A 12,885-nucleotide genomic window follows, 5' to 3' on the forward strand; every position below is an offset into this window, starting at 1 on the left:
TTCTTTATTTCTTTAACCAGCTCATCATAGCACGGAGTTCAGCGCCAACCTTGCACAGCAGGTGGGAAGCCTCCATCTTTCTGGTTGCAAGGAATCTCGCTTTTCCACCAGCGTTGAATTCCTGAATAAATTCACTTGCGAAAGTACCGTCCTGAATTTCTCTGAGAACGTTTTTCATTTCTTTTCTGGTTTCGTCTGTAATCAGTCTTCTGCCGGTTCTGTAATCACCGTATTCAGCAGTGTTGGAGATGGAATATCTCATCTTATCGAAACCACCTTCGTTAATCAGGTCAACGATCAGCTTCATTTCGTGGATACATTCAAAGTAAGCCATTTCCGGTTCATATCCTGCTTCTACCAAAGTGTCAAAGCCAGCCTTCATCAGCTCAGTTACACCGCCGCACAGAACTGCCTGTTCACCGAAGAGGTCAGTTTCAGTTTCTTCTTTAAATGTAGTTTCCAAAATACCTGCTCTGCCAGCACCGATACCGCTTGCATAAGCCAGCGCATAATCTTTCGCTTTGCCGGAAGCATCCTGATAAACAGCAATCAGAGAAGGAACGCCCTTGCCTTCTACATACTGACTTCTTACAGTGTGTCCAGGTCCTTTTGGCGCAATCATGATAACATCGATGTCCTTAGCAGGAACAATCTGGTTAAAATGAATATTAAAGCCGTGAGCAAATGCGAGTACATTGCCTTCCTTCATGTGCTTTTCAACCTGTTCCTTATAAATCTTTGCCTGCAATTCGTCCGGTGTCAGCATCATAACGATATCGCCTGCTTCTGCAGCTTCTTCGATGCCCAAAACTTTGATTCCAGCAGCTTCAGCCTTTGCAGCATGAGCGGAACCCGGTCTCAAACCTACTACTACGTTCACACCGCTTTCGGCAAGGTTCATTGCATGTGCATGGCCTTGGCTTCCGAATCCGATAATGGCAACAGTTTTGCCGTCTAACAAACCTAAGTTACAATCCTGGTCATAATACTTCGTAATCATTTTTATCTATCTCCTTTAAAATTAATTATCTTTTTTTGCGGTATTGCCTTCAATGCCGGTAATACCAGTTCTGCAGACTTCCAGCACATTGTATTCAGCAATAACCTTCATAAACCCGTCGATTTTCTCCGGTGTTCCGGTCAACTCGATAATCATACTGTCTCTGGAAAGATCTACAATCTTGCCTCTGTAAATATCTACGATTTCCTTGATTCCAGCACGCTGTGCCGGTGCTGCTTCAACTTTCAGCAGCAGCAGTTCTCTATAAAGGCTGTATTCCTGATCTAAAATATAGATTTCTTTTACTACCTCCAGCTTTTCAGTCTGGGTGATAATCTGCTGCATAGACTGTTCAGTCGCACTGAATACGATGGTAATTCTGGACAGGGTCGGATCATTGGTTGCAGACACTGTCAAAGAATCAATATTAAATCCTCTTCTGCCGAAAAGGCTGACAACTTTCGTCAATACGTTTGCCTGATTCAGGACAAGAACGCTGACGATTTCTCTCTTTAATGGTTTATGCATTGCGTTCCCTCCCTAGTCAATAATCATATCTTCAACGGTTTTACCGTTTGGAATCATCGGAAGCACTCTTTCCTCTCTGGAAATGGTGCAGTCAATCCAAACCGGGCCTTCTTCCTTCAGAGCCTGCTCCATTGCGGCCTTCAGTTCTTCTACAGAATCCGCACGGAATCCCTTTGCGCCAAAGGCTTCTGCCAGTTTTACAAAGTCGGTCTTCCTTTCCGGTGTGGTGTTGGAATAACGCTTATCATAGAATAGAGTCTGCCACTGGTAAACCATACCCAGCACCTTGTTGTTCATGATTATGGTGATAATTGGCAAGTTCTGACTTACTGCAGTACATGCCTCATTCAGGTTCATATGGAAAGAACCGTCGCCTGTAATATGTATCACTCTGTCATTAGGACAAGCCAGCTTTGCACCGATTGCTGCGCCATAGCCAAAGCCCATGGTGCCCAGTCCGCCGCTTGTTAGGAACTTCTTCGCCTTATTATGTCTGATATACTGCGCTGACCACATCTGATGCTGACCTACGTCAGTTACATAAATGGTGTTTTCATCGGTCATATCGCAGAGAGTATCGATAATATCTTTCGGGTGCAGCTCGCATTCGCCGGATCTGACCACTTTTGCGGTATTTCTCCAAGTGAGAACCTCCTGGTGCCAGGACTCATGTTTCTGTGCCTTTACTTCAGGCAGTGCGCGAATCAAAAATTCCTTTACATCGCCGACACAGCACTTATCAATCATAACGTTCTTGTTGATTTCACTGCGGTCGATGTCAACCTGTACAATCTTTGCTCTGCGGCCGAATTTCTCTGGTGTCAAAGCTACACGGTCAGAGAATCTTGCTCCCAGTGTAATAACCAAATCAGCCTGGTCGATTGCTCTGTTTGCTGCTGCGGTTCCGTGCATACCTACAAGACCAAGATTCAGCTCATGGTCGTAGCCGATTACACCAGCCGCCATCAAGGTGTATGTCGCAGGAATATCTGCTTTCTCCAAAAATTCAACTACTTCCTTCTCTGCGCCTGAAGCAACTACACCGCCGCCAATATATGCAACCGGTCTTTCTGCCTCATTAACCATAGCAACAATTGCATCAATGTCTTCCTTGTCCATCTGCGGCACCGGTTTCAGCTGAAGCGGTGGTTTATTTGTATATTCAATGCTCGCAGCAGTTACGTCCTTCGTAATGTCCACGAGGACAGGACCCTTTCTCCCGCTGTTTGCAATCTTGAAAGCTTCTCGAAGTGCTGGTTCAAGATCTTCTATCCTGTTTACGAAGAAATTGTGCTTCGTAATAGGAAGCGTGACACCGGTAATACTGATTTCCTGGAATGCGTCTCTTCCGATTAAGGAATCGGCAACATTGGCTGTAATGGCAACCATTGGAATACTGTCCATAAATGCTGTCGCTATGCCGGTGACCAGATTGGTTGCCCCCGGTCCGCTAGTGGAAAAAACTACACCAGTTTTGCCTGTGGCTCTGGCATAGCCATCAGCCGCATGGGAAGCACCCTGTTCGTGGGCAGTGAGTACATGCTTAACCCTGTCGCTATACTTATAAAGTTCATCAAAGATATTCAGTGCAGTGCCGCCTGGATATCCAAATACAGTATCAACGCCATGATCGAGCAATACTTCTATCACCACTTGTGATCCTGTCAATTTCATACTCTCTCTCCTTTTCTTTAGAATCTTATGGGCATTCTTTCGCCCTTATATTATTATAGCCGCAAGTATGTAAATGTCAACACTTTTTTTCAATATTTTTTGTTGTAATCCAACAAAAAATATTTTCAATTATTTTGTGAAAACACAAATTTTACTGTTGACAATTATGACTTTATCCTTTATATTATTAAATAGCTGAAATTTACGTCTGCCAAGACGGGAATAAGCTATAATGTTGGTTTTGCAGAGAGCGGCGTTTGGTGAAAGTCCGTAAACCTTTTATAGTGTCTCACCCCCGAGCAGCGTTCAAAGAGTGGGCGCGCACTTTTCTACATTATATATAGAAAAAGCGTGTCAAAAAGAGTGGTACCGCGGAAACAAGGTTCTTACATCAATGTAACAAGTTTTCGTCTCTTTTGCGGTTTGGAACAATCGTCAAAAGAGACGATTTTTTATGCCCTAACCGCTAAGCTACTTTCCTACACTGATATACAAACGGAGGTATTACAACATGAAAAACTTTGAAAAGTACAGACCCGGCTACTTTACGCCGCCGATGGACATTTCTCAGATGGAATGGCCGAAAAAAGATCACATCGAAAAAGCGCCGATGTGGTGCAGCGTTGACCTACGCGATGGAAACCAGGCGCTGGTCGTTCCCATGAGCCTGGAAGAAAAATTGGATTTTTTCCAGTATTTGGTTTCCCTCGGCTTTAAAGAAATCGAAATTGGCTTCCCTGCCGCGTCCGAAACTGAATATGAATTCACCCGTACTCTGATTGAAAAGAATTTGATTCCCGACGACGTGACCGTACAGGTGCTGACTCAGTCCAGAAAGCACATCATCGACAAAACCTTTGAAGCCCTCCGCGGCGCAAAGAAAGCGATTGTACATTTATATAACTCCACTTCCTTTGCCCAAAGGCAGCAGGTGTTCCGGGCTTCCGAAGAAGAGATTATTCAAATTGCCAAAGATGGTGCAGTGCTGATGAATGAATACGCGACAAAATTCCCAGAGACGAAATTCCAATTCGAGTATTCTCCGGAAAGTTTTACAGGAACGGAAATTGAGTTCGCAGAACGAATCTGCAACGAAGTCATCGACATCTGGCAGCCGACAGCGGATAATAAAGTCATCATCAACCTGCCAGCTACTGTGCAGATGTCTATGCCGCACGTTTATGCGAACCAGATTGAATACATGAGCAAACATTTACATAACAGAGAAAACGTTCTCATCTCCCTGCACCCACACAACGACAGAGGCACCGGCGTTGCCGATGCTGAACTGGGGCTTTTGGCAGGCGGTGACAGAATTGAGGGTACCCTCTTCGGAAACGGTGAACGCACCGGCAATGTAGATATTATCACCATTGCCATGAATATGTTTACCCACGGTATCGATCCTTGTCTGGACTTTTCCAATATGCCAGAAGTTGTAGAGAAGTACGAAGAATATACCGGCATGCACGTTGATCCGCGTCAGCCTTACGGCGGCGAACTGGTCTTCGCGGCGTTCTCCGGCTCTCACCAGGATGCGATTTCCAAGGGCATGAAATGGAGAGAAGAAACAGATCCAAACAGATGGACGGTACCTTATCTGCCAATTGACCCCCATGATGTAGGCAGAGCCTACGACGGCGACGTCATCAGAATCAACAGCCAGTCCGGCAAAGGCGGCGTTGCCTATATTCTGGAACATAACTTCGGGTACGCAATTCCAAAGAATATGATGAGCGAAGTCGGCTACATGATGAAGGATATTTCCGACAAAAGCCACGAAGAACTTTCACCCGAAGAAATCTTTGAAGCGTTCAAGGCAGAATACATCAATGACTTTTCGCCGATCGACATTACAGATGCATCCTTCAGCCACTTCTCCTCTACTAAGGATGACAATGAAGTGTACGGCGTAAGAATGCGTGCTGTGATCGACGGACAAAGCTACAATCTGGAAGCAGAAGGAAACGGTCGTCTGGACGCGGTGAGCAATGCGCTTCGAAAGACCGAATATCACTTTGACTATAAGTTCATCACCTATTCAGAACATGCCATCAGCGCGGATTCCAATTCCAAAGCAGCTGCCTATGTCTGCATCGCTGATGAAAAAGACAACTACTACTGGGGCGTCGGTACCCATGCCGATATCATTCTCGCTTCCGTCAATGCACTGGTCAGCGCACTGAACCGAATGAACAAGCGAATTCATTTCGTGAAGTAATGAACAAGCGATGTAATTAACGATACAGTTCTTGAAGTTGTGCAGATTTGCGAAATACAAGCCATTTTGCACAACTATGAGGCTTACAAAGTTTCAAAAGTTGTGCATATCCCGCAAAATCAGAGCTATCTGCACAACCCAGACGAATCAAAACCCTCAAAAGTTGTGCATTTCATGCAAATACAAGCCATTTTGCACAACTATAAGGCTTACAAAGTTTCAAAAGTTGTGCATATCCCGCAAAATCAGAGCTATCTGCACAACCCAAACGAATCAAAGCGCTCAAAGGTTGTGCATTTCATGCAAATATAAGGCATTTTGCACAACGCAGCAAGAACCTGCACTTCACATCCGAAACCCCAACCCCATCAATTCCACAGGAGGTAATCAGAACAATGGGAATGACAATGACACAGAAAATTTTAGCAGCCCATGCCGGTCTCGACACTGTCGCGGCCGGTCAGCTGATCGAATGTAATCTGGACGTGGTAATGGCAAACGACATTACCGGTCCTATGGCGCTGCCGATCTTCCGGCAAATGGCGGATAAAGTCTTCGACAAGGACAAAGTCGTACTGGTTCCAGACCATTTCACGCCGAACAAAGATATCAAGTCCGCACAGAACGCCAGAGATATTCAGGACTTTTCCAGAGAACAAGGTCTCACCCACCACATGGTTCAGGGAAAATGCGGCGTAGAACACGGTATTCTGCCTGAACAGGGTATCGTTTATGCCGGTCAATGTATTATTGGCGCTGACTCTCACACCTGCACCTACGGCGCGCTAGGCGCATTCGGCACCGGCGTCGGCACCACCGACATCGCAAGAGGTATGGCGACCGGTCAGGCATGGTTCAAAGTGCCTACCGCGATCAAATTCGTACTGAAAAATAAACCATCCCGCTATGTAACAGGCAAAGACATCATCCTACACATCATCGGAAAAATCGGCGTAGACGGCGCTCTATATCAATCCATGGAATTTGTCGGCGACGGCACCTGCTACTTAACCATGGACGATCGTTTCACCATCTGCAACATGGCAATCGAAGCCGGCGCTAAAAACGGTATCTTCCCGGTCGACGAACAGACCATCGCTTACATGGAAGAACACGCACCGGGAAAAGACTACCAGATTTTCACAGCAGATGACGACGCAATCTATGAACAAACCATCGAAATCGACCTTGCTGAGATTAGACCGACCATAGCATTTCCGCACCTGCCGGGCAACGCCCACACCATCGACGAAGTCGAAGCCGGTGAAAAAATCATGATTGACCAGGTTGTCATCGGCTCCTGCACCAACGGTCGCATGAGCGATATGCGAAAAGCGGCGGCAATTCTGAAAGGAAAAACCGTGCACCCGGAAGTCCGCGTCATGGTCATCCCTGCTACTCAGAAAATCTTCCTGCAGTGTATGGAAGAAGGTCTTGCCAAGATTTTCGTAGAAGCAGGATGCGCCTTCAACACTCCTAGCTGCGGCGCCTGCATGGGCGGTCACATGGGTGTCATGTGCAAAGGCGAAAAATGCGTATCCACATCCAACAGAAACTTTGTGGGTCGTATGGGCGATGTGGAATCCCTGATTTACCTGGCTTCCCCAGAAGTTGCTGCAGCCAGCGCTCTGGCAGGCTATATCGCAAATCCTGAAAAGATTGGAGGAGAAAAATAATGGACGCAAAAGGCAAAGTTTTGAAATATGGTGATAACGTAGACACTGACGTCATCATTCCCGCAAGATACTTAAATTCCTTTGACGCAAAGGAACTGGCAACCCACGCGATGGTCGACATCGATCCAACCTTTGTGGAACGACTGGAACCTGGCGACATCATGGTCGCCGGTAAAAACTTCGGCTGCGGTTCTTCCAGAGAGCACGCCCCACTGGTACTAAAAACGGCGGGCGTCAGCTGCTTAATCGCAGAGAGTTTTGCAAGAATTTTCTATAGAAACGCCATCAATATCGGCTTTCCAATTCTGGAATGTGAAGAAGCCGCCAAAGACATCGCGGAAGGCGACGCCGTGGAAGTAGATTTTCAGACCGGCGTCATCTATAACCGGACCAAAGGCGCTGAGTATCAGTCACAGCCATTCCCGGAATTTTTGCAGAAAATGATTGGCGCAGGTGGTCTGGTTAATTATGTCAATTCCAACAAATAACAAGGAGAAAGATCAATGAATTATAAAATTGCTGTAGTCAAAGGCGACGGCATCGGACCTGAAGTCATCGCCGAGACGATAAAAGTATTAGATAAAATCGGAGAAAAGTTCGGGCACACCTTTGAATACACTTACGTCCTTGCCGGCGGAAACGCCATCGACGAAGCGGGTCAGTGCCTGCCTCCGGAGACCATTGAAATCTGCAAAAAATCTGACGCCGTCCTGCTGGGCGCTGTAGGCGGTCCTAAATGGGATCACCTGCCGGGTGACGAACGCCCGGAGCGGGCGCTTTTGGGACTTCGCAAAGCCCTGGGACTTTTCGCTAACCTGCGCCCTGCCATGGTCTTTGATGAACTGGCTGACGCTTCCCCGCTGAAACCGGAACTTTTAGCAGGCGGTCTTGATATCGCTGTAGTTAGAGAGTTGACCGGCGGCATTTACTTCGGCAAAAAAGGTACCATCGCAGAAACTGACCTGGGTCCTGCCGCCTACGACGTGGAACAGTACGCAGAAGAAGAAGTACGCCGCATCGCGAAAGTCGCTTTTGATATGGCGATGAAGCGGGACAAAAAGGTAACCAGCGTCGACAAAGCCAACGTTCTAGAAAGCTCTCGCCTCTGGAGACGGATTGTAGGTGAAGTCGCAAAAGAATATCCGGAAGTAGAACTGGAAAATTTCTATGTAGACAATGCCGCTATGCAGCTCGTGCGAAATCCGAAGCAGTTTGACGTCATCGTCACCAGCAACATCTTCGGCGATATTCTCTCCGACGAGGCAAGCCAGATCACCGGCTCCATCGGTATGCTGCCGTCGGCAAGTCTGGCGGAAGGCAATTTCGGCATGTACGAACCAGTCCACGGCTCTGCACCTGACATCGCAGGACAGAATCTGGCAAACCCGATTGCCACGATTCTCTCTGCCGCCATGATGCTGCGTTATACCTTCGGACTGACTGCCGAATCAGACACCATTGAAAACGCTGTCAAAAAATTCTTAGCCAAAGGATACAGAACGCCGGACATTGCGGCGGGCGGTCCTTCTATCGGCACAAAAGAAGCCGGGGATTTGATTGCGCAACTGCTCTAGTTCACCCTTTTCGAAACTATCTATTTCTAAAAAGTCTCCTGGTGCAAGTCCCGCACTGCGGGACTTTTTTTTTCGTTTCACCAGGCTTAAGAATTATTAAGAAAAAATCCAACAAATTCCTATTGATTTTCCCTCCGGTTTTGCTATCATTATATATACATCTAATAATAAGGGGACTACACATCATGACAAAAGAAAAGAAAACAAATAGCAAAAAATTTTTGATTTTTATCATAGTCTTACTCCTTTTGGTAAGCCTATTTTTTATGCAATATTTTAAAAGCAACGAAAACGCTGCATACAGCGAAAAGAAAATCAGGACAAATATCTCTACCATTGCAACCTTTGATTATTCCAAGGTTACGACCATCGAGGCACAGATTAAAAATCTGGAAATTACAGAAGCCCACGGTACTTTTGATGTAACGGAAACACTTTCCAAAGACCAGTATAGAAAAATCTTCTCCACAAGCGCCATTCTCGGCGATTCTATCACTGAGGGGCTTGCTGACTACGGCTGGCTAGGAAATGAGCAGGTTTTCTGTAAAATCGGCGCGTCCATTATCAGCGGCGACGACCTATTCACGTCTGCCGCAAATACTTATCCAGGATTTGCATTCTGCTCTTTCGGCATGAATGACATGGGAAATTATAACGGCAATGCGGATGCATTTATTGAGAAATATACCACTCTGATTCAGGAATTTAAAAAAATCTCTCCAAATACAATCATTCTGGTTAATGGGATTACACCGCCGACCAAAAACGCAATTGCCTCTAATCCAATCCTGGGCAATTACAAGAAATTTAACAACGCTCTGAAACAGATGTGCAAGGATTTAAAATTAACCTATATTGACAATACTTATATCATAGAAGAACATCCTGAGTTTTATGCCGGCGACGGTATCCATGTCACAGCCGATTACTACCCGCTCTGGATGAACAATATGATTCTGAAGGCAGGCATATAATGATTAAAAAAGCAGTTTTCGTCCTAATTTTGATTTTATTTCTTGCCGGTGTCTATGAGAGCGCCGGTGCAAACGATATTCCCATGGAGGATATTGAAACACAACTGACCACAGCATGCGATATGACCCACATGACAAAGTGTGATAACCGAAATCTGATGCAGTTTTTTGGTCTGGATTATGAACAGTACGATTCTCACCTCTACTATAAAGGAAAAGAGGCGCTCAGCGTCGATGAAGTACTGATTGTAAAAGCCCATGAAAAATCTGATTTAGATGGGGTCAAAGATGCCGTCGAAAAACGCATCGCATCGCAAACCGCAACCTTTGATGGATACGGTCCTGCGCAGGTTGCGCTGCTTTCAGATGCCGTGATTATCACAAAAGGAAATTATTTATTTTACTGCACTGATCAACATGCAGAAAAATTTGGGGAGGTGTTCTGCGATGCTGTTCAGTAGTATCCTGTTTTTATTTTACTTTCTGCCGGTGACGTTGTTCATCTACACCATCGTCCCCCGCAGACTAAAAAATCCGGTTCTGCTCATTGCCAGCATTTTCTTCTATAGCTGGGGAGAGCCGATTTATGTGATCCTGATGCTGTTCAGCGCTGTCTTCAATTATCTTATGGCAATCGATATCAGGCGTGAACAGATTCATAACAAAACCGGAAAAAGCACACTGATTTTTACAGTTATCGTCAATCTGTTTATCCTGTGCTTTTTTAAATACTACGGCTTCCTCATGGACACCATAAACGACCTGCTTGGTACTGAAATCAAATATACAGCGCTAGCACTGCCCATCGGTATTTCTTTTTATACCTTTCAGGCACTTTCCTATATTTTCGATGTATACAGAGGCAACGTGCACGTACAGCGAAACCTGCTGCATTTTGCACTCTATCTTGCCCTCTTCCCGCAGCTGATTGCAGGTCCTATTGTCAAATACAAAGACATCGCACTACAGCTCGAGGAAAGAACCCTCACATTGGAAAAATTTGGAGAAGGTACACGCCGCTTTCTGATCGGACTTGGCAAAAAAGTCATTCTCGCCAATAATCTGGGGGCAATTCACGCTGCTGTGACTGCACTGCCCGACCAGCAAGTTTCTGTACTCACCTATTGGATCGGCATCATCTGTTATACTCTGCAGATTTACTTCGATTTCAGCGGCTATTCCGATATGGCAATCGGTCTTGGCAAAATGTTCGGATTTGAATTCTTAGAAAACTTCAATTACCCGTATATTTCCAAAACCGTTACCGAATTCTGGCGCAGATGGCATATGTCCCTATCGACCTGGTTCAGAGAGTATGTCTATATCCCGCTGGGCGGCAATCGTGTTTCCACAAAGCGGCATATTCTCAACTTGCTGATTGTATGGTCATTGACTGGACTCTGGCACGGCGCCAGCTGGAATTTCGTTGCATGGGGTCTTTACTATGGCATCCTGCTGATTCTTGAGAAATATTTCCTGGGAAATCATTTAGAAAAATGTCCCGCCTCTGTCCAGCATATCTATACGATGCTCATCGTCGCCATCGGCTGGGTCTTCTTCAGCAGTGAAACCTTAACCGGCGCACTGCAGTATCTGCAAGTGCTCTTCTGCGCAGGCGGTGTTCCCCTTGCAGATACTATGACGCTATACCTGCTGCGCACCAACTGGGTATTCCTGCTGCTTGGAATTCTCATTGCGACCCCAGAACCAATGAAGCAGTTTGAAATCCTGCGCAAACGAAATGGACTGCTCAGTACCCTGCTATTACTGGGACTCCTTGCCCTGTGCACTGCTTACCTAGTATTCAGCAGCTATAACCCGTTTCTGTATTTTAGGTTCTAATGGTTCCGTCCCAAGAGGACGAGCAATGGCGAAGTTCGATTGGTCTGACGGACCTTATGCTTTAAATCCCCAAGAAAGCAAGCCCACGGCGAAGCTTGATTGGCAGGATTTAGTCGTATAATGGTTCCGTCCCAAGAGGACGAGCAAACTGCCAAACGGTAATATAAATTGCAAAAAAAAGGATTATCAATTATGAACAAAAAATTAACCGATACAATATTAGGGCTTTGTTTCATCGCTGTTCTTGCGGGGGTCTTCCTCTGCAATCTGTTCAGCAGTGATCAAAGTTTTTCAGAAGAAGAAAACAGAGTACTACAGGATAAACCGACATTCACCTTTTCTTCTTATGTGGAAGGTCGCTATGAAAAAAAACTGGAATCCTATGTCAACGACCAATTTCCTGCCAGAAATACGTTCATAAAAATCAAAACAGCATCTGACGTGACCTGCGGCAAGCTGGAATCAGGCGGCGTCTACCGCTGCAAAGATAACTACCTGATGGAATCTATCACGGAACCTTCAGAGCACTGGATGAAATCCACCCTCTCCAGTCTGACTCAGTTCAAACGCCAGTACAAAAAACTGAACATGTACTTTATGCTGGCGCCAAATGCCGCCAATATTCTGTGCGACAAATTGCCTGCAACCGTAATCACTGCAGATCAAAACCAATCCATTAATCAGTTTTATAAAGGAGTCGAAGAGTGCGGCATCAAGCCTATTGATGTGCGTTCCATCTTAACCAAAAACGCAAAGCAAAATACACAGCTCTACTATAGAACCGACCATCACTGGACCACCGACGGTGCGTTTCTCGCATATAAAGAAGCTGTTTCCATTATGAAACTGACCGATAATGTAAGCTATAAACGCTATGTCGTAAAAAACGATTTTCGCGGCACCCTGGCTTCCAAAAGCGGTTTCACCAACGGTCAAAATGACCCGCTAACCATTTACTTGCCAAATAAAGACAAAGATTACCATAATTCCGTCATTTACTATGCGGATACCAAAACGAAGACAACGGAGTTTTACCAGCTTGACAATCTGGATACCAAAGACGCTTATACCGTATTCGGCGGCAGCAACCATCCGATGTACACCATCAAAACCCCTACTGCCTCCGAAAAAAAATTACTGCTGGTCAAGGATTCTTACGCTAACAGCATGATTCCGTTCCTTGCACAGAATTTCCGCGAAATCGTCGTCGTCGATCCTCGCTATTTCTTTGATGATATCAACGATATCATTAAATCAGAAGGCATCACGGATGTACTATTCCTCTACAATGCCAATACCTTCTTTGCAGACAACTCGCTGGAAATGATGCTGACAGCGTAAATACGATAAATAAAAAGAACGCCCTGCATGTATGAACCACAGGGCGTTCTTTTTG

General features: G+C 45.7%; 11 protein-coding genes. 8 read left to right on the forward strand and 3 right to left on the reverse strand.

Annotated elements, in window-relative coordinates; all coding sequences use genetic code 11:
- Positions 1 to 4 precede the first annotated feature (4 nt).
- From ilvC to ilvB, 3 genes are read right to left on the reverse strand one after another with little or no spacing between them, the layout of a single operon-like run.
- Complete coding sequence (ilvC, locus tag V1225_RS11105; protein WP_161907872.1) at positions 5 to 1,000, reverse strand: ketol-acid reductoisomerase; 996 nt, start codon at positions 998 to 1,000, stop codon at positions 5 to 7.
- 21 nt (positions 1,001 to 1,021) lie between these two features.
- A complete protein-coding gene (ilvN, locus tag V1225_RS11110; protein WP_160201118.1) occupies positions 1,022 to 1,528 on the reverse strand; it encodes an acetolactate synthase small subunit in 507 nt (168 codons plus the stop codon).
- Positions 1,529 to 1,540: 12 nt separating this feature from the next.
- Positions 1,541 to 3,202: a biosynthetic-type acetolactate synthase large subunit gene (ilvB, locus tag V1225_RS11115; protein ID WP_160201119.1), complete on the reverse strand. Its 1,662-nt coding sequence runs from the start codon at positions 3,200 to 3,202 to the stop codon at positions 1,541 to 1,543.
- A gap of 511 nt (positions 3,203 to 3,713) precedes the next feature.
- Here ilvB and V1225_RS11120 point away from each other — a divergent pair.
- The 8 genes from V1225_RS11120 (at position 3,714) to V1225_RS11155 (ending at position 12,830) form a co-directional block, all read left to right on the forward strand.
- Positions 3,714 to 5,423: a 2-isopropylmalate synthase gene (locus V1225_RS11120; protein ID WP_161907873.1), complete on the forward strand. Its 1,710-nt coding sequence runs from the start codon at positions 3,714 to 3,716 to the stop codon at positions 5,421 to 5,423.
- A 395-nt stretch (positions 5,424 to 5,818) separates the two neighbouring features.
- Positions 5,819 to 7,099: a 3-isopropylmalate dehydratase large subunit gene (leuC, locus tag V1225_RS11125; protein WP_338546465.1), complete on the forward strand. Its 1,281-nt coding sequence runs from the start codon at positions 5,819 to 5,821 to the stop codon at positions 7,097 to 7,099.
- Entirely contained in the window at positions 7,099 to 7,587 is a 489-nt protein-coding gene (gene leuD, locus V1225_RS11130) for a 3-isopropylmalate dehydratase small subunit (RefSeq protein ID WP_160201122.1), read from the forward strand. The genes leuC and leuD overlap by 1 nt, the downstream gene beginning before the upstream one ends.
- 15 nt (positions 7,588 to 7,602) lie before the next feature.
- Positions 7,603 to 8,673, forward strand: coding sequence for a 3-isopropylmalate dehydrogenase (gene leuB, locus V1225_RS11135; RefSeq protein WP_338546467.1), 1,071 nt, complete (start codon positions 7,603 to 7,605; stop codon positions 8,671 to 8,673).
- 266 nt (positions 8,674 to 8,939) lie between these two features.
- Positions 8,940 to 9,647, forward strand: a complete 708-nt coding sequence (locus V1225_RS11140) for a GDSL-type esterase/lipase family protein (RefSeq protein WP_160201124.1) — start codon at positions 8,940 to 8,942, stop codon at positions 9,645 to 9,647.
- Positions 9,647 to 10,108 carry a DUF4358 domain-containing protein gene (locus V1225_RS11145; RefSeq protein WP_160201125.1) on the forward strand — a complete coding sequence of 154 codons (462 nt, stop codon included), beginning with the start codon at positions 9,647 to 9,649 and terminating at the stop codon, positions 10,106 to 10,108. The genes V1225_RS11140 and V1225_RS11145 overlap by 1 nt, the downstream gene beginning before the upstream one ends.
- A complete protein-coding gene (locus V1225_RS11150; protein ID WP_161907876.1) occupies positions 10,095 to 11,489 on the forward strand; it encodes an MBOAT family protein in 1,395 nt (464 codons plus the stop codon). The genes V1225_RS11145 and V1225_RS11150 overlap by 14 nt, the downstream gene beginning before the upstream one ends.
- Before the next feature lie 192 nt (positions 11,490 to 11,681).
- Positions 11,682 to 12,830 (forward strand): DHHW family protein, encoded by a 1,149-nt coding sequence (locus V1225_RS11155; RefSeq protein ID WP_160201127.1) that lies wholly within the window; start codon positions 11,682 to 11,684, stop codon positions 12,828 to 12,830.
- Positions 12,831 to 12,885 lie beyond the last annotated feature (55 nt).

The organism is Emergencia sp. JLR.KK010 (assembly GCF_037018265.1).
Lineage (GTDB): Bacteria > Bacillota > Clostridia > Peptostreptococcales > Anaerovoracaceae > Senimuribacter > Senimuribacter intestinalis.

Excerpts from the sequence above, each read along its gene's own strand:
- ilvC (WP_161907872.1), bottom strand. The coding sequence starts at position 1,000 with ATGATTACGAAGTATTATGACCAGGATTGTAACTTAGGTTTGTTAGAC.
- ilvN (WP_160201118.1), bottom strand. The coding sequence starts at position 1,528 with ATGCATAAACCATTAAAGAGAGAAATCGTCAGCGTTCTTGTCCTGAAT.
- ilvB (WP_160201119.1), bottom strand. The coding sequence starts at position 3,202 with ATGAAATTGACAGGATCACAAGTGGTGATAGAAGTATTGCTCGATCAT.
- V1225_RS11120 (WP_161907873.1), top strand. The coding sequence starts at position 3,714 with ATGAAAAACTTTGAAAAGTACAGACCCGGCTACTTTACGCCGCCGATG.
- leuC (WP_338546465.1), top strand. The coding sequence starts at position 5,819 with ATGGGAATGACAATGACACAGAAAATTTTAGCAGCCCATGCCGGTCTC.
- leuD (WP_160201122.1), top strand. The coding sequence starts at position 7,099 with ATGGACGCAAAAGGCAAAGTTTTGAAATATGGTGATAACGTAGACACT.
- leuB (WP_338546467.1), top strand. The coding sequence starts at position 7,603 with ATGAATTATAAAATTGCTGTAGTCAAAGGCGACGGCATCGGACCTGAA.
- V1225_RS11140 (WP_160201124.1), top strand. The coding sequence starts at position 8,940 with ATGCAATATTTTAAAAGCAACGAAAACGCTGCATACAGCGAAAAGAAA.
- V1225_RS11145 (WP_160201125.1), top strand. The coding sequence starts at position 9,647 with ATGATTAAAAAAGCAGTTTTCGTCCTAATTTTGATTTTATTTCTTGCC.
- V1225_RS11150 (WP_161907876.1), top strand. The coding sequence starts at position 10,095 with ATGCTGTTCAGTAGTATCCTGTTTTTATTTTACTTTCTGCCGGTGACG.
- V1225_RS11155 (WP_160201127.1), top strand. The coding sequence starts at position 11,682 with ATGAACAAAAAATTAACCGATACAATATTAGGGCTTTGTTTCATCGCT.